Source organism: uncultured Pseudomonas sp. (assembly GCF_913777995.1).
Lineage (GTDB): Bacteria > Pseudomonadota > Gammaproteobacteria > Pseudomonadales > Pseudomonadaceae > Aquipseudomonas.
Genome location: NZ_CAJYVE010000029.1, coordinates 95,978 through 117,164, shown reverse-complemented (window position 1 = coordinate 117,164; position 21,187 = coordinate 95,978). Strand labels below are relative to the sequence as shown.

Here is a 21,187-nt window from a genome sequence, read left to right as displayed (position 1 = left end):
CGCGCCTGAGAAAACGGTCAGCCACGCGAGGCTTCGACAAGCCATAACGACGATTGTGCGGTACGGGAGATTTCCGTCGTGCTGTAGGTTCTATCCGGACGCAACAGGGTGGTCGGCACCCGGCAGGCCTGCAGGAAAGCCACCAGCAACGCAGACTTCACCGCGAAGTTCATGTTCTGTGCATCCGGCACGCTGGAGGTGACCATGCCCACCACTGCCCCGCCGCTGTCGAACAGCGGGCTGCCACTGGAACCCGGCTGGATCGGTGCGGTGAACTGCAACAGGCTGGCATCGCTGTGCAGGCCGAACAGGCTGGAAACTCCGCCTTGAGTCACCTGCAGGTTGCCGCCGGAAATCGACGCCAACGGGTAACCCAGCGCCACCACGTTGTCCCCCGCCTCGCAGCCGGGGCCTTCGCGAAACGGCAGGGCCGCCAGCGGTGCGGCACCCTGCACCCGCAGCAGGGCAATATCGTTGCGCCGGTCCACCACCACCGGCTCGACCTGATAACGCCCGTCCAGCGAGCTGATGTACAGCACGTTCATGTCTTCGATGACATGCGCACAGGTCATCAGGTGCGCCGGGCCGACTACGAAGGCGGTGCCGGTGGCCGACTGATGACGCTGGCCGTCGCGCGGCCCGCCATCGCCGCGCCGGCGCGGGTGGCCATCGGCAATGTCCAGGCCGATCTTGCGCCCGAACGCCGCCAGGCCGTAGGCCGAGCCTTCGCTGAGGGCGCGGAATTTCCATTGTTCGTTGCGGCGGTAGAACTCGCCGATGATGATCGATGCCTCGCCATGCTCGCGCAGGTCGATGCGGTATTCGATGTCGCTGTCGACCTGCAGGCACAGGCTGCCGGCTTCGCTGATCGGCCCCGCCGCCGCGTAGACATAGACCATCAGCAGCACTCGGTCGCTGCCGCCGGGCAAGTCGGCCAGGCGCAAGGTGCAGCCGACGTTCTGCGGGCCGCCACTCCACACCATCCAGGGCTGCTCGTGATGCAGCAGGGCCGGATCCCCGGTGGGCTGGCGCTTTTCGTTGACCGGCAGCAGCGCGACGGCCGCGTAGTCACCGAAGATCGAAGCCTTCCCCGTGTCCAGATTCCAGGAACACTGTGAGTTGACCAGGGCAACGTTGACACCAGGCGCCAGCACTTTCATGCCGGTTCTCCTTGAAGGGCTGAAGGTCGATGATTAATAGCAAAAATCTATTATTGCAGCGAGGGGCGCGAACATACCGCAACGGTGATGGGCTTCACCCGAATATCCGGCAACCAATGTGTTTCCGGTTCTTTCAGACCCAGGCGCCGGGTGGCGAAAATCCCCGGCAGGTTCACGCCAGCCTGTTGGGTATAGCCGATGCCCCCCGAATAGCGCGGGTTGATTTCCAGCAGGTGCGGCAGGCCCTGCGGATCATCGCGGGTCTGTACGTTGACCAGGCCGTCGCAGCCGAAATGCTCGGCGGCGCGCACGGCCAATTGCACGGCAGCCCCTTCGCGCTCGAACGTCTGGTGCAGACCCTGTTTGCGCCGCCCGACCGCCGCGACCGCCCGCCCCTGCTCGCAGACGATGTCCACCGAGCATTCGCTGCCGGGCATGTACGGCATCACCAGCAGCGCCGGGCGCTCGCCGGGCTGGCGATAGGCATGCAGGTAGGCTTCGAAGGAGGTTTCCCGGGCATCGGGGTTGGCGAAACAGCGAAAGGCATCCACACCCTCCTTGAAGCGCCAGAAGCCCTGGCCGTAGATACCCACCGTGGGCTTGACGCACACCGCCCCCTGCGCACTGAGGGTGGCGTAAGCCTGCTGCAGCTGCTCGGCATCGCTGACCGTGATCGCGGGTACACAAGCCAGCCCGGCCTGCTCGGCGGCGGCGGTGAAACGACTCTTGTCGTCTACCCTGTCGAAGGTCTCGATCGACAGCCCTCCGGTGACCAGGTCGATACCGGCATCGACGAAGCGCTGCCGATGGCGCTCGTAAGACGCCCCCATGCGTCCGGCGACCACCACCCTGACGCCCAGCGGCCGGGCGTTATCGATTACCCAGTCGATGCGCTCGGCGTCGTCCTGCGGCTCCAGCAGAGCCAGGTCGGCCTGACCGGTGATCTCGCCGCGCGGCTGGCGGTGCGAGGCAACGATGCGCAGCGAGGCTGGCAGCGCCGCCCGTGCCCCCATGATGACTTCACGCTGGCTGGACTGCCCTTCAAGGAACCAGATCATGCAACTCTCCGTCTAGGGATGGTCTTGTCGAATTTTGTAATAACTGTTTTGCTTCAAGCGCGCTGCCGATTAGGGCAAAGTCACGCAATTTTCATAGAGGAACAATGGCATGAAGTGGCTCAGGCGGTCGATCTGGCTGGTGGTGATTCTGGTCCTGACAGCGGGCGGGCTTGGCCTGCACTACCTGCTGCCGCGGCATGACGTGGTGTTGATCACCGGGGTTGAAGTCAAGCGCATGGACGCCGATGGCGTGATCAACGCGGAAAACCCGGCCGACGGTCCGACCCGCGACGTGTATTTCATCAACACCGAAAACCCCGACACCAAGAAAGTGGTGGTGTACCGCAACGAAGACACCGGCTGGAGCTTCCCCTGGTACTTCAAGTTCGACTCGGCCGACCTGCAGGCCAAGGCCCAGGGCTATTCCCGTGATGCCCAGCAATTGGTGCTGATCCGCTATTACGGGTGGCGTATCCAGATCTTCTCGGTATTCCCCAACATCACCTCGGTGGAAGCCACCACCAGTCGTGATCAGCCTTTCCCGGTGTTCAACACGATCTTCTTCAGCATCCTGGCACTGCTGGTGCTGTTCACTGCACTGGCCATCCGTCGTCGCCTGCGCCGGCAGCCACGTGTCGATGGCGTAGTCCGCTCCTGACCGCGCCTGCGGGGGCGTCGGCGCCACGGCCGATGCTCCCTATCTGCTAGAATCCCGCGCCTCCTTACGATCCCTCCGAGGCGCCGCACATGTCTTCCCTCACCCAGGCGCTCCGCGTCGCCCTAGACCGCCGCCAGCCACTGCTGGACGAACTGCATGCCCAGGGCACCGACTGCTACCGGCTGTTCCATGGCAGCCAGGAAGGCGCTGCGGGCCTGACCCTCGACCGCTATGGCCCACAATTGCTGGTTCAGAGCTTTCACCACAGCCTGGAGCGCGAACCGCTGCTGGAGCTGATCGACACTGTTCAGGCCCACCTGCAGCTGAATCTGCTGCCGGTCTACAACGACCGCTCGCGTGGCAACTCGCGTATCGATCGCCAGGACAGCGTGCACCAGCCTGATGACGCCGCGCTGCAGGACCTGGTCGGTCACGAGTGGGGCCTGAACTATCGGGTGCGGGGTCGTCATGCCGGCCAGGACCCGCTGCTGTTCCTCGACCTGCGCAACGCCCGTGGCTGGGTGCGCCGGCACAGCCAGGGCAAGCGCGTACTCAATCTGTTCGCCTACACCTGCGGGGTCGGCCTCAGCGCGGCGGCCGGTGGTGCCCGTGAGGTCTGCAACCTGGACTTCGCCGAAGGCAACCTGGCGGTCGGTCGGGAGAACGCCGCCCTCAACCCGGAGCTGCCGGACATGCAGTTCATCCAGTCGGACTACTTCCCGGCGATCCGCCAACTGGCCGGTTTGCCGGTCACTGCGCGGCGCGGGCAGAAACTGCCGGCCTATCCACGCCTGCAAGCCCGTGAGTACGACCTGGTGCTGCTCGATCCGCCGGCCTGGGCCAAGAGCGCGTTCGGCACCGTGGACCTGCTGCGCGACTACCAGAGCCTGCTCAAGCCAGCGCTACTGGCCACGGCGCCCGACGGCGTGCTGATCTGCTGCAACAACCTGGCGAAGGTGCCCATGGAGGAATGGCGCGAGCAGGTGCTGCGCTGTGCTGCGAAGAACGGCCGCCCGGTGCGCGAGTGGCAGGTGATCCAACCGGCTGCGGACTTCCCCTCTCAGGACGGCCAACCGCCGCTCAAGACACTGGTCCTGCAGTTCTGACCGAGCAAACATAAGGATTTTTCCTACAAGCCGGAACAACACCGCCTTATGAACCGAATCGGCATGCCATACTCCAAGCACCTCCGATTCGAGAGAGACGCAGCACCAAATGCCCAAAGGTCTTAAACGTGTTATTGGCGCCCTGGTGGCGGTCTTCGTCCTTTACAGCCTGCTGGGTTTCTTCATCCTGCCCGGTGTCGCCCTGCGCATCGCCAACCAGCAGCTGGCGCAATACGCCAGCGTACCGGCACGTATCGAGCGCCTGGAGCTCAACCCCTACACGCTGGAACTGAGCATCTGGGGGCTGAACATCGGCACGCCTGGCCAGGAGCAACTGGCGCTGGAAAAGCTCTACGCCAACCTGCAGCTCGACAGCCTCTGGAGCGGCGCCCTGCACCTGCTGGACGTAGAGCTGGTCAAGCCCCGTACCGAAGTGCTGTTCGACCGCCAGGGCCAGTTGAACCTGACGCAGTTGTTCAAGCTGCCGGCCGCCGAACCGACACCGGAAAAGCCTGCGGCAGACAAGCCCTTCGCCCTGCGCATCGACCGCATCAAGCTGGTCGACGGCTACCTGCACTTTCGCGACCAACGCCCCAGCGACCCTATCGAGTTTCTCTACGACCGCCTGAACCTGGAGCTGAAGAACCTCAGTACCCTGCCCGAAGACAACGCCGATGCGGTGCTGGTCGCCGCCGGGCCGGACGGCGGCCAGATCGACTGGCAGGGGCGCCTGAGCCTGGCGCCGATCAGCTCTGAAGGCACGCTGAAAATCACCGACAGCAAGATGAAACTCTGGTGGCCCTATGTGCGTGACGCCGTGCCACTGGCGCTGCAGGATGGCCGTCTGACCCTGAGCACGAATTACACACTCAACCTTGCCAGGCAGACCGAACTGCAACTGAGCGGCGCCCAGGCCAGCGTGGCGGGACTGGCGCTCAATGCGCCGGATGGCCGCTCGCTGGTCCGCCTGCAGCAGCTGGAGGTCAGCGATACCTCCCTGGACCTGGCCAGGCAACAGGTGGTGGTCGGCAAGGTGCGCAGCCAGAAGCTGGAAACCTGGGCCGCACGCGAGGCGGACGGGCAACTGGACTGGCAGAAGCTGTTCGCCGGCGAGGCGCGTGCCAAACCGGCCAGCAACGCCAACCCGCCCAAGGATGACAAGGCAGCCCAGCCACCGGCCAAACCGGCCGAGACGCCTCCTGCAACACCGGCCAAGCCCTGGCAGGTGCAGGTCCGCGATGTGCAACTGCGCAACTATCAGGTGCACCTGGCCGACCGTGGGGTCAAGGAGCCAGTGGCCCTGGAAGTCGGCCCGCTGAACCTCGACCTGCATGACTTCGACAGCCTGAACAAGTCGCCCTTCAAGCTGCGCCTGGACACCGGCATCGGGCGCCAGGGCAAGCTGGCCGCCAGCGGCGAGGTCAACCTGGCACCGGTCAATGCACGCCTGAAGGTCAGCAGCGAAGACATCGACCTGCGCATTGCCCAGGCCTACATCAGCCCGTTCATCCGCCTGGAACTGCGCAGCGGCATGCTCGGCAGCGACCTGGCCGTGGACCTCAAGAGCACCGAGCCGCTGGCCCTGAGCGTGACCGGCAAGGCCCAGGTCACGCAGATGCACACCCTGGACACCCTCAAGCAGCGTGATTTCGTCAAGTGGCAGCAGTTGACCCTCGATGGCCTGAACTACCAGCATGGCGAGAGCCTGTCGATCGACCGTGTCGACCTGCAGCAGCCCTATGCGCGCTTCATGATCAACGAAGACCGCACCACCAACGTCGATGACCTGCTGATTCCGCAACCCGCCGATGCCAAGCCGCAACCAGCGGCGCAGCGCCAGGCGTCAAGCCGCAGCGAAAAACCGTTGGGCATCCGCGTCGGCGAGGTGGCCATCAACGACGGTTCGGCGTACTTCGCCGACTTCACCCTGACACCGAACTTCGCCACGGCCGTGCAGCAGCTCAACGGGCGTATCGGCACCATCGACAATCGTCAGGCCAAACCGGCACCGGTGAATGTCGAAGGCAAGGTCGACCGCTACGCACCGGTGACCATCAAGGGCAGCCTGAACCCGTTCAACCCGATGGCCGCCCTGGATATCGCCACCAGCTTCCGTCGCGTCGAGCTGACCACCCTGACGCCCTATTCCGGCAAGTTCGCCGGCTTCCGCATCCGCAAAGGGCGCCTCAACCTCGACCTGCACTACCTGATTACTCAGGGCAAGCTCAAGGCGCAGAACAAGGTGCTGGTGGAACAGCTGCAATTGGGAGAGAAGGTCGACAGCCCCGATGCCGTGGACCTGCCGATTCGCCTGGCGGTGGCGCTGCTCAAGGATCCACAAGGGCGGATCTCGCTGGAGCTGCCGGTCGAGGGCGACCTGAACAACCCGCAGTTCAGTGTCATGCCCATCGTCTGGCAAACCCTGCGCAACCTGGTGGTGCGCGCCGCGCAGTCGCCCTTCAAGTTCATCGGTGGCCTGGTGGCCGGCGGCGGTTCCCAGGACCTGGGCAACATTCGCTTCGAACCAGGGTCACGGGCGCTGAACGATGAATCCCGGGCGGCGCTCGACAAACTGGCTGCCGGGCTCAAGGAGCGCCCGACCCTGCGCCTGGAAATCGAAGGCACCAGCGCCGCCAGCAGCGATGGCCCGCTGCTCGCCCGCGAGCGTCTGGAGCGCGAATACCGGATCACCTACTACAAGATCATGCAGCGTCGTGGCGACAAGGTGCCGCCACGCCCTGACATGCTGCAGGTGCCCGAGGACGAGAAGGCGCCGATGCTCGAAGGCATCTATCGTACGCGCCTCAAACAGCAACCCCCGGCGCAATGGACCGAGCTGGGCAAGGAAGAGCGCCAGAACCGGATGCGCGACGCTGTACTACAGTTCTGGAGTACCAACGACGCCCTGCTGCGTGAGCTGGGCCAGGACCGCGCCAGCAGCATCAAGGACTATCTGGTCGGCAAGGCCGGGCTGGAAGACGACCGTATCTACTTCATCGACGCCCAGCTCGGCAAGGCCGAAGCCGATGGCCGGGTAGTCACCCCTCTGCATCTGGACAGCGAGTGAACCGTTGAAGAACCTCATTCCCGTCATGCTCATACTCGGCCTGCTGGCCGCCGCGCAAAGCAGCCTGGCCGAGTCGTCGACCATGCGTTGTGGCAGCCAGCTGATCAGCCTCGGTGACCACGGCTTCGAAGTGCAACGCAAATGCGGGGCTCCGGTCAGCCAGGCAGTGATCGGCTCCAAAGAGAGCTTCAGCCGCAATTACCGCAATGCCGAGCAGGTGATGATCGAGGAATGGATCTACGGGCCCGACCACGGCATGTACCGCTACCTGCGCTTCGAAGGCGGCCGCCTGGTACGCATCGACAGTAAGCGCGGGCAGTAGCCATAGGGGCTATACCGCTCGGTTAGGCCGGGTAGGAGCGGCTTCAGCCGCGAAGCGCCCGCACGCTCACAACAGATGCAGTGAATTTCTGCCGCCTTCGCGGCTTTGTGGAAGCGAGCTTGCTCGCAAAAAGCTGGCAAAGTCGCTGGGTTTGCTGTGACCGTGACGCCGCCTTCGCGAGCAAGCTCGCTGCCACGGACTGACCTGCATGGCGGCTGAAGCCAACGCCGTTCGTTCAGCTCGCGCCAACAAAGCGGAGAGCACCTGAACGCTCGTTACCTTTGGAATGAATAGAACAGGCCCCGACTCGAAAGCCGGGGCCTGTAATGGCCACATCCCTGTGGCCGGTCGCATGAACCTTCTTCACATCTCACCCGCCTCCCTGGCGAATGCGATGCTTCAGACGGTCACAATCGAGTCGATTACTCGGCTTTCAGGGCTTCGGCGGTCACCGACTTCACGCCCTTGATTTTCTTGGTGATATCTACAGCCATTTTCTTCTGGGCTTCAGTCACCTTGACGTCGGACGACAGGGCTACCACGCCGTTCGAGGTTTCGACCTTGATGTCCGAACCTGGAATGCCTTTCTCGGTCAGCAGGTCTGCTTTGACCTTGGTGGTGATCCAGGTATCGCTACCTTCTTGCTTGGCGTTCTCCACGGTGGAGTTGGCGGCCAGCATCATGGGAGCCTGGTTGGCGGTCTGGGCAAAGGCACCACCAGCCATGGTCAGAGTCAGGGCAGTGGCAGCAGCGATAGCGAACTTCTTCATACGATTAACTCCTGTTTTCCTCGAAATCTGCACCAGCGTGTGGCTGCAGGTTGCAAGGTATATCGCAAGCGCTATGCCAGCTTTTGAAAGAACAAAAAATCTATATATATCAAATACTTAAAATATTTTTAAAATTGCCGCATCGTGCAGATTGCCCGCTTGGGCGTGAAATACGCTTGCAAGATGCAAGTCAGGTGGCGCGGTAATCGACGGCCAAAAAAAATCCGCCCCCATCGCTGGGGGCGGATTTTTCAGGTTGTCAGGCTTCACGGGGAAGCCTGGCTGACCGGGTGGATCAGACGCCGGAGGCCTTGGCGGCCGCTACGTCCTTGATCGACAGTTTGATACGGCCGCGGTTGTCCACGTCCAGTACCAGCACTTCGACTTCCTGGCCTTCTTTCAGCACGTCGGTGACTTTCTCGACGCGTGCATCGCTGAGCATCGAGATGTGCACCAGGCCGTCCTTGCCAGGCAGGATGTTGACGAACGCGCCGAAGTCGACGATGCGCTCGACCTTGCCGACGTAGATCTTGCCGATCTCGGCTTCGGCAGTGATGCCCAGTACGCGCTGGCGAGCAGCTTCGGCAGCTTCCTTGGTTTCGCCGAAGATCTTGATCGAGCCGTCGTCTTCGATGTCGATCGAAGCCTTGGTTTCTTCGCAAATGGCACGGATGGTCGCGCCACCCTTGCCGATCACGTCGCGGATCTTGTCGGTGTCGATCTTCATCGCCAGCATGGTCGGCGCATTGGCCGACAGTTCGCTGCGCGACTGACCGATGATCTGGTTCATCTGGCCGAGGATGTTCAGGCGAGCTTCCAGGGCCTGGCCCAGGGCGATCTCCATGATCTCTTCGGTGATGCCCTTGATCTTGATGTCCATCTGCAGCGCGGTGACGCCCTTGGCGGTACCGGCTACCTTGAAGTCCATGTCGCCCAGGTGGTCTTCGTCACCGAGGATGTCGGTGAGGACGGCGAACTTCTCGCCTTCCTTGACCAGGCCCATGGCGATACCGGCAACCGGTGCCTTGATCGGTACACCGGCGTCCATCAGCGCCAGGGAAGCACCGCAGACCGAAGCCATGGAGCTGGAGCCGTTGGACTCGGTGATTTCCGAAACCACGCGGATGGTGTACGGGAATTCGCCGTCGCTTGGCAGCATGGCCTGTACGCCACGACGTGCCAGACGACCGTGACCGATTTCACGACGACCAGCACCGCCCATGCGACCGCACTCGCCCACCGAGAACGGAGGGAAGTTGTAGTGCAGCAGGAAGCCGTCGCGCTTCTCGCCTTCGAGGGTGTCGAGCAGCTGCGCGTCACGGGCAGTACCCAGGGTGGCAACCACCAGGGCCTGGGTTTCGCCGCGGGTGAACAGCGCCGAACCGTGGGTCTTCGGCAGTACGCCGACTTCGATGTTCAGCGGGCGTACGGTACGGGTGTCACGACCGTCGATACGTGGCTTGCCGTTGACGATGTTCTCACGCACGGTGCGGTATTCGATTTCACCGAAAGCAGCCTTGACCTCGGAAGCCGACGGGCCGTTTTCTTCGACGGCCAGACGCTCGACGACCTGGTCGCGCAGCTCGCCCAGGCGGGCATAGCGGTCAGCCTTGACGGTGATGGTGTAGGCCTGCGAGATGGCCTCGCCGAACTCGCTGCGGATCGCGTTGAGCAGGGTGGTGTTCTCGGCTTCAGGCTGCCAGTTCCAGGTCGGCTTGGCGGCTTGGGCGGCGAATTCCTTGACGGCGTTGATCACGACCTGGAATTCGTCATGGGCGAACAGTACGGCGCCCAGCATCTGGTCTTCGGTCAGTTCCTTGGCTTCGGACTCGACCATCAGCACCGCTTCTTCGGTACCGGCCACGACCATGTCCAGGCTCGAGGCAGCCAGTTGCTCGTAGGTCGGGTTCAGCAGGTAACCGGTTTCGGCGTGGAAGGCCACGCGGGCAGCACCAATCGGGCCGTCGAACGGAATGCCGGAGATTGCCAGGGCCGCCGAAGTACCGATCATCGCGGCGATGTCCGGGTCAGTCTTCTTGCTGGTGGAAACCACGGTGCAGACGACCTGCACTTCGTTCATGAAGCCTTCCGGGAACAGCGGACGGATCGGACGGTCGATCAGGCGCGAGGTCAGGGTTTCCTTCTCCGAAGGACGGCCTTCACGCTTGAAGTAGCCACCGGGGATCTTGCCGGCTGCGTAGGTCTTTTCCTGGTAGTGCACCGACAGGGGGAAGAAACCCTTGCTCGGGTCGGCCTGCTTGGCCCCTACCACGGTCACCAATACGCTGACGTCGTCGTCAACGGTGACCAGCACGGCGCCGGAGGCCTGACGGGCGATACGGCCTGTCTCCAGGGTGACGGTCGACTGACCGAACTGAAACTTCTTGATTACCGGGTTCACGGTTTCCTACCTTTCGTTTGTGGCTCTTGGGGGAACGGTTTTGCTCACGCTACACAGCGCGCCGCGGCTCGATGAGCACTGCCTGAAGGGCAACGCCCGGCTCGACGACGGGTCATGCAACGCCTTGCGAATGCTTGGGCCAGGCGGGGAATCGGCCCCGACCGCAGTCCAGATAAAACTTGAGGCTGGAAGCCCGCCAGGCACACCGGATGGACCGATGCGCCTGACAGGCAACCAACCTCAGATTTCTTCCCGAGACGACGCCAGGCCTCGCGCACGAGGCCTGGGCTGCCGGGAAGAGAGTCACCACGCCGTGATTAGCGACGCAGACCCAGACGACCGATCAGGGTGCTGTAGCGGTTCACGTCCTTGCCTTTCAGGTAGTCCAGCAGCTTGCGGCGCTGGTTTACCATGCGGATCAGACCACGACGGGAGTGGTGGTCCTTGCCGTTGGCCTTGAAGTGGCCTTGCAGCTTGTTGATGTTGGCGGTCAGCAGTGCGATTTGCACTTCTGGCGAACCAGTATCACCGGCAGCTTGCTGGTAGTCGGTAACGATCTGAGCTTTTTCTTCAACGCTGAGTGCCATGTGGGCATTCCTTCAAGTCGAGGAAACCGTCCTTGCGGGACGATTCCAACAGGCCGAGGCCAAGGCCCCGTATTTAAAAAAAGAGGTGTGACCGTGCCTGTTGACAGCCACCCTCGCCCGCCGACCTGACGCCAGGCCTGCGGGGTTCCGGTCACTCTGACCGAATCAGTCGACGCGGCGCAATACGCCCGTCATCGCTCACTTCACCGATGCCGATGAAGCGGCCCTGGTGATCCTGTACACGGACCATGCCGAACTTCGGTGCATCCGGCGCACGTACCGGCTGACCGTGCAGCCAATAGAACGCGCTGTGCTCCGAAAACTTCAGCAGAGGCCAGTCTTGCAAGCCGCTGTCCGATGGCATCAGGAAGCGGTCTAGCGCTTCGTTGCCACCTTCGGCATGGGCCTGTTCCAGCTCTTCCAGCGTGACCGTCTGGGCCAGGCTGAAAGGACCTGCCTGGGTACGCCGCAGTTCGGCGACATAGGCACCACAGCCCAGGCGCTCACCAATATCCTCCACCAGGGTACGGATATAGGTGCCTTTGCTGCAGTCCACGGCCAGCCGTGCGGTCTCGCTTTCGCACGCCAGCAATTCCAGGCGCGCAATAGTAACAGAACGCGCCTCACGCTCCACTACTTCCCCTGCACGTGCCAGTTTGTAAAGTGGCTGGCCGTCGCGCTTGAGGGCCGAGTACATCGGCGGTATCTGGCTGATCTGCCCACGGAATTCGGGCAATACCGCCTCGATGTCGGCGCGACCAACGGTCACGGGGCGGGTTTGCAGCACCTCGCCCTCGGAGTCGGCGGTGGTGGTGGTCTTGCCCAGCTGCATCAGCGTCTCGTAGGACTTGTCCGAATCGAGCAGGTACTGGGAAAACTTGGTCGCCTCGCCGAAGCACAGCGGCAGCACGCCGGTGGCCAGGGGGTCGAGGCTGCCGGTGTGGCCGGCCTTTTCCGCATTGAGCAACCAACGCACCTTCTGCAGGGCGGCATTGGAAGTGAAGCCCAGGGGCTTGTCGAGCAGGATGATGCCGCTGACGTTACGGCGAATGCGTTTGACCTGAGCCACCGGTCACTCCTTCGAATCGTCTGCGGCAGAAGCTGGCTGGTGCTGGCTGTCTTCGGCCACGGCACGCTCGATCAGCGCCGACAGGTGCGCGCCACGGGACACGCTCTCGTCGTAATGGAAGTGCAGCTGCGGCACGGTGCGCAGTTTCATTTCGCGGCCGATCTGCATGCGCAGGAAGCCGGCGGCGGTGTTCAGCACCTTGAGGCTCTGCGCGACGGCATCGCTGCCATCCGGGCCCATGACGGTGACGTAGACCTGGGCGTGGCCGAGGTCACGGCTGACGTCCACGGCAGTAATGGTCACCAGACCCAGGCGCGGGTCCTTGACTTCGCGACGGATCAGTTGTGCCAGCTCGCGCTGCATCTGATCGCCGATGCGTTGGGTACGGCTATATTCTTTGGCCATGCTTGATACCTATTACTGACCCGGGCCTTGACCCTGACGGTCTGAAAGCGGCAAACGCCCGGTCCGACGGATGTCAGACCGGGCGTTGCGTTCAGCATAAGGCACGGCGCACCGCGCTGTGCCTGGAACCCGCGACTTAGAGGCTGCGGGCCACCTGGACTTTCTCGAAGACCTCGATCTTGTCGCCGACCTTGACGTCGTTGTAGCTCTTGACGCCAATACCGCACTCCATGCCAGAGCGGACTTCGGAAGCATCGTCCTTGAAGCGACGCAGGGATTCCAGCTCGCCTTCGAAGATCACGATGTCCTCGCGCAGTACGCGGATCGGACGATTACGGTGGACGGTCCCTTCGATCACCATGCAGCCGGCGATGGCGCCGAACTTCGGCGAGCGGAACACGTCACGAACTTCGGCAACACCGAGGATGTTCTCGCGAACATCGCTGCCCAGCATGCCGGTCAGGGCCTTCTTGACGTCTTCGATGATGTCGTAGATTACGTTGTAGTAACGCATGTCCAGACCTTCCTGCTCGACGATCTTCCGTGCGCCGGCATCGGCACGCACGTTGAAGCCGAACAGCACGGCGTTGGAGGCCAGTGCCAGGTTGGCGTCGCTCTCGGTGATACCACCGACACCGCCACCGATGACCCGCACCTGCACTTCATCGTTACCCAGACCACCCAGGGCACCTTGCAGCGCTTCCAGGGAACCACGGACGTCGGACTTGAGGACGATGTTGAGCGTCTTCTTCTCTTCCTGGCCCATGCTTTCAAAGATGTTTTCCAGCTTGCCGGCGTGTGCGCGAGCCAGTTTGACTTCGCGGAACTTGCCTTGGCGGAACAGCGCGACTTCACGGGCCTTCTTCTCGTCGGCCAGTACGGTCAGCTCGTCACCGGCTTCCGGCGTGCCATCCAGGCCGAGGATCTCGACCGGGATCGACGGGCCGGCTTCCTTAACAGGCTTGCCGTTCTCGTCGAGCATGGCGCGGATACGACCGAAGTTCGAGCCGACCAGAGCCATGTCGCCCTGACGCAGGGTACCGTCCTGAACCAGCACGGTGGCCACTGGGCCGCGGCCCTTGTCCAGGCGCGATTCGACCACCACACCACGGCCAGGCGCCGACGGCGTGGCAGTGAGTTCGAGCACTTCGGCCTGCAGCAGAACGGCTTCGAGCAGTTCGTCGACGCCGGTACCCATCTTCGCCGAGACCGGTACGAACGGAGTCTCGCCGCCCCAGTCTTCCGGAGTCACGCCATGGGTGGCCAGTTCGCTGCGGATACGGTCCATGTCCGCACCCGGCTTGTCGATCTTGTTCACCGCGACCACCAGCGGTACACCGGCCGCCTTGGCGTGCTGTACAGCTTCAATGGTCTGTGGCATCACGCCGTCGTCCGCCGCGACCACCAGGATCACGATGTCGGTGGCCTTGGCACCACGGGCACGCATGGCGGTGAACGCCGCGTGGCCTGGGGTATCCAGGAAGGTGACCATGCCGCGTTCGGTTTCTACGTGGTAGGCACCGATGTGCTGGGTAATGCCACCGGCCTCGCCTGCGGCAACCTTGGCACGACGAATGTAGTCGAGCAGCGAGGTCTTACCGTGGTCGACGTGGCCCATGACGGTCACCACCGGAGCACGAGCGAAGCTCTCGCCTTCGAACTTCAGGGACTCGGCCAGGGATTCTTCCAGGGCGTTGTCGCTGACCAGGGTCACCTTGTGGCCCAGCTCTTCGGCGATCAGGTGCGCAGTGTCCTGGTCCAGAACCTGGTTGATGGTCACCGGGGTGCCCATCTTGAACATGAACTTGATGACTTCGGCTGCCTTGACCGACATCTTCGCCGCCAGCTCGCCAACGGTGATGGTCTCACCGATGGTCACGTCACGAATCACCGGCCCGGATGGAGCCTGGAAGCCGTGAGCGTTACGCTTCTTGAGCTTGGACTTGCCACGGCCGCCGCGACGGAAGCCATCGCTCTCTTCGTCGGTGGTACGTGGGGCAACGCGGGCATTCGGCGCCTTTTCCTTGCTCGCAGGACGAGGAGCAGCACCCTTGCGCTCGCCATCGCCGCTGCGCGAACCGCGCTCTTCGCCACGATGGGTCTTTTCCGCACGACGATCGTCACGCTTGCGCACTTCGATGGTGGTGGTCGCAGGAGGATTGCTGGTCGGGGCTGCAGCCGATGCTTCACGCACAGGCTCTGGAGCAGCGGCGCGCTCGACCGGAGCTTCGGCCGGTTGCGCTTTCTCGGCCACAGGCTCTGGCTTGCTTTCGGCAGCTGCTGGCTGACGGCGCGCTTCTTCTTCGGCGCGGCGCTTGGCTTCTTCGGCCTCGGCTTTCTGGCGCACGGCAGCTTCCGCCGCACGGCGCTCGTCCAGCTCGCGCTTGCGCTCGGCTTCGATTTCTTCGGCGCTGCGCTGCACGAAGACTTTTTTCTTGCGTACTTCTACGCTGATGCTCTTGCTACCAGCCACACGCAGGGTGCTGGTGGTCTTGCGCTGCAAGGTAATCTTGCGCGGTTCTTCCGCCTTCGCCTTGTGACCGCTCTTCAAATGCGCCAGAAGCGCCTGTTTTTCGTTGTCGGTCACTACTTGCTCGGCGGCGGTGTGCGGCAGGCCTGCCTCACGCATCTGCTGCAGCAGGCGCTCTACCGGTGTGTCGACCACTTTGGCCAGTTCTTTCACCGTGACTTGCGTCATGCACTTCTCTCCTCAGGCCGCGCCTTGTTACTCGAACCAATGGGCACGGGCGGCCATGATCAACTTGCCGGCACGATCGTCGTCGATGCCGTCGATGTCGAGCAGGTCGTCAATCGACTGCTCGGCCAGGTCTTCGCGGGTCAGCACGCCGCGTACCGCCAGTTCCATCGCCAGGTCCTTGTCCATACCCTCAAGCGAGAGCAGGTCTTCGGCCGGCTGGGCATCTGCCAGTTTTTCCTCGGTAGCGATGGCTTTGGTCAACAGGCGATCCTTGGCCCGAGCACGAAGCTCGTCGACGATCTCCTCGTCGAAACCATCGATGTTGAGCATCTCTTCCAGCGGTACGTAGGCAATTTCTTCCAGGCTGGTAAAGCCTTCGTCGACCAGCACCTGTGCCAGCTCTTCATCGACTTCCAGCTCTTCGATGAAGTTGCGCAGGATGTCGCCGGTCTCGGCCTGCTGCTTGGCCTGGATGTCCGACTCGGTCATCACGTTCAGTGTCCAGCCAGTCAACTGGCTGGCCAGGCGTACGTTCTGACCGCCACGACCAATGGCTTGCGCCAGGTTGTCCGCGCCAACGGCGATATCCATTGCATGGGCATCTTCATCGACGATGATTGCCGCGACTTCAGCAGGGGACATGGCGTTGATCACGAACTGTGCTGGGTTGTCGTCCCACAGCACGATATCCACACGCTCACCACCCAGCTCACCGGAGACAGCCTGGACTCGCGAACCGCGCATGCCGATGCAGGCGCCTTGCGGGTCGATACGCTTGTCCTTGGAGCGCACGGCGATCTTGGCGCGCGAACCCGGGTCACGGGACGCTGCCATCACTTCGATCAGCCCTTCGGCGATTTCCGGTACTTCGATACGGAACAGCTCGATCAGCATTTCCGGCGCGGTACGCGACAGGATCAGCTGCGGGCCGCGGTTCTCGGTGCGGATTTCTTTCAGCAGTGCGCGCAGGCGAACACCGACCCGGAAGGTCTCCCGGGAAATGATGTCTTCGCGTGCCAGCAGTGCCTCGGCATTGTTACCCAGGTCGACGATGACATTGTCACGCGTCACCTTTTTTACAGTGCCGGAAATGATTTCGCCCAGACGCTCGCGATAGGCATCGACGACCTGGGCGCGTTCCGCCTCACGGACCTTCTGGACGATGACCTGCTTGGCGGTCTGCGCGGCGATACGACCGAACTCGATGGACTCGATCTTCTCTTCGATGACATCACCGGCCACGGCGCCAGGCTTGTGGGCCTGGGCCTGGTCGACGGCGTACTGGTGCGCCGGGTCATCCAGATCTTCGTCCTCGACCACGGTCCAGCGACGGAATGTTTCGTAGTTGCCGGTGTGACGGTTGATTTCAACGCGCACATCGACTTCGTCTTCGTAGCGCTTCTTGGTAGCGGTGGCCAGTGCCAGCTCCAGCGCTTCAAAAATTACACCTGCCGGTACGCCCTTTTCATTGGACACCGACTCAACAACCAGCAGTACTTCTTTGCTCATCGTACGCCTCGCCTTTCGCAAGCCATTGGATCCGCGGGATCCGCAGTATCTGGCACGTCTTCAGTCAAACGTGGGAATGATGTTGGCTTTGTCGATCAAGTCGATCGGCAACAGGTATTCGTGGTCATCGACCTGCACCACGACATCCTGCTCCTCCACCCCGCGGAGAAAGCCCTGAAAGTTGCGCCGTCCTTCGAATGGCGAGCGCAGCTTTATTTTCACTTGGTCCCCAGCGTGCAAAGCAAACTGTTCAAGGGTGAACAGCGGGCGATCCATGCCAGGAGAAGACACTTCGAGCGTGTATTCAGAGCTGATCGGATCTTCGACATCCAATACACCACTGACCTGACGGCTGACGATTTCACAGTCATCCACCAGAACGCCGCCTTCTTTATCGATATAAACGCGCAGCATCGAATGCCGGCCCTGGGAAACGAACTCGATTCCCCAACATGTGTAGCCAAGCGCTTCGACCACTGGGGCCAGCATGGCCTGCAACTGTTCTAGCTTGCTCGACACCTGAACCCCCTCGTGCATGCTTTAAAAATAAAAAAATGGGCAAAAGCCCATCCGTGAGAACGCCGCTGAACACCGGCGTCATGTTCTGTCCAGCTAACAAAAAGCCCCTCAAAAGGGGCTCCGCTAATACTGGTTGCGGGGGCTGGATTTGAACCAACGACCTTCGGGTTATGAGCCCGACGAGCTACCAAGCTGCTCCACCCCGCGACAAAGCTGGGGCCGGATTATACGATTGATCCCTTGACAGGTCAACCGAACATCGACCTACAAGAAAGCCCGCTGATGCGGGCTGCCTTGTTTATTGGTACCGAGAAGGGGACTCGAACCCCTACACCCTATGGGCACAACCACCTCAAGGTTGCGTGTCTACCAATTCCACCACCTCGGCTTTACAACACATTTGACGATCTCTGATACATCGTCGAATTCTTGCTTACTTCTTCTGCTCTGGAGCCTGAGGTACATCAGCAGGAGCCGTAGCGGCTGGTTTGCTGCCATCAAGCATAGGAACATCATCGGATGATGGCTTTTGCTTGACTTCCATGACGGCTGGATCTGGCAAACCGATCTGGTTAATTACTTGAGCCTTTTCCTTAGCAAAGTAACCTAAGCCCAGGCTGGTCAAGAAAAAACATGCAGCGAGTATAGCAGTAAACTTACTCAGGAAGGTAGCACTTCCTTGGCTTCCGAAGACAGTATTTGATGCACCCGCACCAAAAGAAGCACCTGCTTCAGCACCTTTACCCTGCTGCATCAGAACCAGGGCAACAACACCCAGGGCACCCAGCAGATGAAAAACGATCACGACTGTTTCCAGCATCTTTTCAGTTTCCCGCGGCGCGACAGATCGCACCGAATTCATCTGCATTCAGGGAAGCTCCACCTACAAGCCCCCCATCGATATCCGGCATGCTGAACAGCTCAGCCGCATTGGCCGCCTTCACGCTGCCGCCATAGAGAAGCCGCACACCTTGCGCGACTTCAGAATCTTCTTTGGCCAGTTGCGCACGAATCGCTGCGTGCACGTCCTGCGCCTGCTCGGGCGTTGCGGTCAATCCGGTGCCAATGGCCCATACAGGCTCGTAGGCAACAACGGCATTGACGAAGGCCTGGATACCAAACGCCTTGACGACACTGTCAAGCTGCTGCCCGACCACTTCAAGGGTTTGCCCTGCCTCGCGCTGCTCCAGCGTCTCACCAATACACAGTACCGGTGTCAGGCCATTGGCCTGGATGGCTGCGAACTTGCGGTTCAACACCTCATCGGACTCGCCCAGCAACAGGCGGCGTTCGGAGTGCCCAACCAGCACCAGCTTGCAACCGGCGTCGACCAACTGCACCGCAGCGATCTCGCCTGTCAGCGCACCCTGCTCGGCCTGTACAGCCGCATCCTGTGCACCGACCATGATCGGCCCGTTCTGGAGCCCATCAACCACCTGACCGATGTGCAGGCTCGAAGGAATCACAGCGACATCAACGTTGCCAGGCAACACCTGCGCCGCCAGACCCTCGATCAGCTCAGCGACGCTGGCGCGGGTACCGTGCATTTTCCAGTTACCAGCTACCATAGGGCGACGCATGCTTTACCTCGTCGGTCAAAGTGGGCGCAGATCTTACCCAACACTTTCAACACTGGCAAGCCCGTCTCAGGCACAAACTTCAGCGACCAGCTTGGCCAGCTCTTCGGCATAACCGCGCACCTGAGCCTCGTCCTCACCCTCGACCATCACCCGTACCAGCGGTTCGGTGCCGGATTTACGCAGCAATACCCGCCCACGCCCAGCCATTTCGTCGGTTACACGGGCGCAGGCTTCCTGCACGGAAGGATGGGCCACCGGATCGACACCACCGGCAAACCTGACGTTGATCAGCACCTGCGGGCACTTGCGGATCTGTTGACGCGCCTCGGCCAGGGTCTGGCCTGCGCGGCGCAGCGCCATCAGCACCTGCAGGGCAGCGATGATCGCGTCCCCCGTTGTGGTGTGCTGCAGGCATACCACGTGCCCGGAGTTTTCACCGCCGAGCAGCCAGTTGCGCTCCAGCAGTTCGGCAATGACGTAGCGGTCGCCGACGTTGGCGCGCACGAAAGGGATCCCCAGGTCGGCCAAGCCCAGTTCCAGGCCCAGATTGCTCATCAGGGTACCGACCACACCACCGTGCAGACGGTCACGCTGGTGCATGTCGCGGGCGATGATGTACATCAGCTCGTCGCCATCGACCACCGTACCCGTGTGATCTACCATCAGGACCCGATCGCCATCACCGTCGAAGGCAATGCCCAGATCGGCCTTCTCGGCCACCACAGCGGCCTGCACGGCCTCGATATGGGTCGAGCCGCAGCTCTCGTTGATGTTCAGCCCGTTGGGCTGTGCCGCCAGCACGCTGACCTGCGCACCCAGCTCGCGGAATACGTTGGGCGCGATCTTGTAGGTGGCCCCGTGGGCGCAGTCGACCACCAGCTTCAGGCCGGCGAAACTGGTACCGGTCGGCACGCTGCTCTTGCAGAACTCGATATAACGACCCGCCGCGTCGTTGATTCGCGACACCTTGCCCAGACTGGCCGATTCCACGACGGTCATCGGTGCATCGAGCAGTTCCTCGATCATCATTTCGATCTCGTCAGGCAGCTTGGTTCCTTTGCCGGAGAAGAACTTGATGCCGTTGTCGTAGTGCGGGTTGTGCGAAGCGCTGATCACGATGCCCGCCTCGGCATGGAAAGTACGGGTCAGGTAGGCGATCGCCGGGGTCGGCATGGGACCAAGGAGCATCACGTCGGCGCCAGCGGCGGACAGGCCGGCCTCCAGCGCAGACTCGAACATGTAGCCGGAGATCCGCGTGTCCTTGCCGACCAGGATGCGGCAGGCACCCATGCGGCGGAACGCCATACCGGCGGCCCAGCCCAGCTTGAGCATGAAGTCAGGGGTGATGGGGTATTGCCCAACGCGACCGCGAATACCGTCGGTGCCGAAATATTTCTTGGTAGTCATGGATGCTCCAGAATGTTCTTATTCAGCCGACTCGACGGCTGTGATCATGCGCACGACATCCACTGTCTCGGCCACATCGTGCACACGCAGAATTTTCGCGCCTTTGGTCATGGCCAGTGCAGCCAATGCCAGGCCGCCAAACAGGCGCTGATCGACCGGGCGACCCAGCACACCGCCAATCATGCTCTTGCGCGAGACACCGACCAACAGGGGGCGTCCCAATGCGTGCAAGGCGTCCATGCGTTTGAACAGGCTGAGGTTGTGCTCCAGGGTCTTGGCGAAGCCAAAGCCGGGGTCCAGCACGATACGCTCGGCAGGTATGCCAGCCTGCTCACAGGCCTGCATGCGCTCGGCGAGAAAGCCGCTCACTTCCCCCACCAGGTCCTGATAATGCGGATTATCCTGCATATCACCGGGCTCGCCCAGCATGTGCATGATGCACACCGGCAGGCCAACTGCGGCTGCCGCTTCCAAGGCTCCAGGCCGACGCAGCGAACGCACGTCGTTGATCAGGCCAGCGCCCAGGCGGGCCGTCTCGGTGATCACCTGCGGCGTGGAAGTATCCACGGAAATCACCACATCGAGGGACTGCGCGACGCGCTCGACCAGCGGTGCGACACGATCCAGCTCCTGCTGCACGGAAACCGGCAGCGCACCGGGACGCGTCGACTCGCCGCCGATGTCGATCAGCGTGGCGCCCGCCGCCACCATGGCTTCTGCATGGCGCAACGCGTTGCCCAGCAGGCTGTAGCGGCCACCGTCGGAGAAAGAGTCGGGGGTTGCGTTGAGGATACCCATCACATGGGTACGGGATAAATCAAGAACCCGGTTGCCGCAAGGCAACCGGGTCGGGTACAGCGTCGAAGTCATG

18 protein-coding genes and 2 tRNA genes are annotated in these 21,187 nt (G+C 62.1%); 4 read left to right on the top strand and 16 right to left on the bottom strand.

Annotation, left to right across the window (positions count from 1 at the left end; translation table 11 throughout):
- Window positions 1–17 precede the first annotated feature (17 nt).
- Both QZ497_RS12880 and QZ497_RS12875 read right to left on the bottom strand, forming a co-directional pair.
- Window positions 18–1,160, bottom strand: a complete 1,143-nt coding sequence (locus QZ497_RS12880; protein WP_295475351.1) for a trypsin-like peptidase domain-containing protein — start codon at window positions 1,158–1,160, stop codon at window positions 18–20.
- Between the two features lie 50 nt (window positions 1,161–1,210).
- A complete protein-coding gene (locus QZ497_RS12875) occupies window positions 1,211–2,218 on the bottom strand; it encodes an ATP-grasp domain-containing protein (RefSeq protein WP_295475350.1) in 1,008 nt (335 codons plus the stop codon).
- 109 nt (window positions 2,219–2,327) lie between these two features.
- Between QZ497_RS12875 and QZ497_RS12870 the strand changes: the two genes are divergently transcribed.
- From QZ497_RS12870 to QZ497_RS12855, 4 genes are all read left to right on the top strand, one after another.
- Entirely contained in the window at window positions 2,328–2,876 is a 549-nt protein-coding gene (locus QZ497_RS12870) for a DUF1523 family protein (protein ID WP_295475348.1), read from the top strand.
- A gap of 89 nt (window positions 2,877–2,965) precedes the next feature.
- Window positions 2,966–3,982 carry a class I SAM-dependent methyltransferase gene (locus tag QZ497_RS12865; RefSeq protein WP_295475346.1) on the top strand — a complete coding sequence of 339 codons (1,017 nt, stop codon included), beginning with the start codon at window positions 2,966–2,968 and terminating at the stop codon, window positions 3,980–3,982.
- A 109-nt stretch (window positions 3,983–4,091) separates the two neighbouring features.
- The gene (locus QZ497_RS12860) at window positions 4,092–7,049 is read left to right on the top strand and encodes a DUF748 domain-containing protein (protein WP_295475344.1); all 2,958 of its coding nucleotides are present in this window, start codon (window positions 4,092–4,094) and stop codon (window positions 7,047–7,049) included.
- Window positions 7,050–7,074: 25 nt separating this feature from the next.
- Complete coding sequence (locus tag QZ497_RS12855; protein ID WP_295475405.1) at window positions 7,075–7,371, top strand: DUF2845 domain-containing protein; 297 nt, start codon at window positions 7,075–7,077, stop codon at window positions 7,369–7,371.
- A 422-nt stretch (window positions 7,372–7,793) separates the two neighbouring features.
- Here the strand turns inward: QZ497_RS12855 and QZ497_RS12850 are convergent, their stop codons facing one another.
- The 14 genes from QZ497_RS12850 to folP form a co-directional block, all read right to left on the bottom strand.
- Window positions 7,794–8,141, bottom strand: coding sequence for a BON domain-containing protein (locus QZ497_RS12850; protein ID WP_295475342.1), 348 nt, complete (start codon window positions 8,139–8,141; stop codon window positions 7,794–7,796).
- A 295-nt stretch (window positions 8,142–8,436) separates the two neighbouring features.
- Complete coding sequence (gene pnp / locus QZ497_RS12845) at window positions 8,437–10,542, bottom strand: polyribonucleotide nucleotidyltransferase (RefSeq protein WP_295475340.1); 2,106 nt, start codon at window positions 10,540–10,542, stop codon at window positions 8,437–8,439.
- A 317-nt stretch (window positions 10,543–10,859) separates the two neighbouring features.
- Window positions 10,860–11,129: a 30S ribosomal protein S15 gene (rpsO, locus tag QZ497_RS12840; RefSeq protein WP_295475338.1), complete on the bottom strand. Its 270-nt coding sequence runs from the start codon at window positions 11,127–11,129 to the stop codon at window positions 10,860–10,862.
- Window positions 11,130–11,280: 151 nt separating this feature from the next.
- A complete protein-coding gene (truB, locus tag QZ497_RS12835) occupies window positions 11,281–12,198 on the bottom strand; it encodes a tRNA pseudouridine(55) synthase TruB (RefSeq protein ID WP_295475336.1) in 918 nt (305 codons plus the stop codon).
- A gap of 3 nt (window positions 12,199–12,201) precedes the next feature.
- Window positions 12,202–12,603 (bottom strand): 30S ribosome-binding factor RbfA, encoded by a 402-nt coding sequence (rbfA, locus tag QZ497_RS12830; RefSeq protein ID WP_295475334.1) that lies wholly within the window; start codon window positions 12,601–12,603, stop codon window positions 12,202–12,204.
- Window positions 12,604–12,739: 136 nt separating this feature from the next.
- Window positions 12,740–15,301 (bottom strand): translation initiation factor IF-2, encoded by a 2,562-nt coding sequence (gene infB / locus QZ497_RS12825; RefSeq protein ID WP_295475331.1) that lies wholly within the window; start codon window positions 15,299–15,301, stop codon window positions 12,740–12,742.
- A 27-nt stretch (window positions 15,302–15,328) separates the two neighbouring features.
- On the bottom strand, window positions 15,329–16,810 hold the full coding sequence (nusA, locus tag QZ497_RS12820; protein WP_295475328.1) for a transcription termination factor NusA: 1,482 nt from the start codon (window positions 16,808–16,810) through the stop codon (window positions 15,329–15,331).
- A gap of 60 nt (window positions 16,811–16,870) precedes the next feature.
- The gene (gene rimP, locus QZ497_RS12815) at window positions 16,871–17,329 is read right to left on the bottom strand and encodes a ribosome maturation factor RimP (RefSeq protein WP_295475326.1); all 459 of its coding nucleotides are present in this window, start codon (window positions 17,327–17,329) and stop codon (window positions 16,871–16,873) included.
- A gap of 130 nt (window positions 17,330–17,459) precedes the next feature.
- A tRNA-Met gene (locus tag QZ497_RS12810) sits at window positions 17,460–17,536 on the bottom strand.
- Window positions 17,537–17,631: 95 nt separating this feature from the next.
- Window positions 17,632–17,717 (bottom strand) — tRNA-Leu (locus QZ497_RS12805).
- A gap of 45 nt (window positions 17,718–17,762) precedes the next feature.
- Complete coding sequence (gene secG / locus QZ497_RS12800) at window positions 17,763–18,149, bottom strand: preprotein translocase subunit SecG (protein WP_295475323.1); 387 nt, start codon at window positions 18,147–18,149, stop codon at window positions 17,763–17,765.
- A 4-nt stretch (window positions 18,150–18,153) separates the two neighbouring features.
- Window positions 18,154–18,909, bottom strand: a complete 756-nt coding sequence (gene tpiA / locus QZ497_RS12795; RefSeq protein ID WP_295475320.1) for a triose-phosphate isomerase — start codon at window positions 18,907–18,909, stop codon at window positions 18,154–18,156.
- A 66-nt stretch (window positions 18,910–18,975) separates the two neighbouring features.
- Complete coding sequence (glmM, locus tag QZ497_RS12790; protein ID WP_295475317.1) at window positions 18,976–20,316, bottom strand: phosphoglucosamine mutase; 1,341 nt, start codon at window positions 20,314–20,316, stop codon at window positions 18,976–18,978.
- 18 nt (window positions 20,317–20,334) lie between these two features.
- Window positions 20,335–21,186 (bottom strand): dihydropteroate synthase, encoded by an 852-nt coding sequence (gene folP, locus QZ497_RS12785; protein ID WP_295475315.1) that lies wholly within the window; start codon window positions 21,184–21,186, stop codon window positions 20,335–20,337.
- Between the last annotated feature and the right edge of the window lies 1 nt (window position 21,187).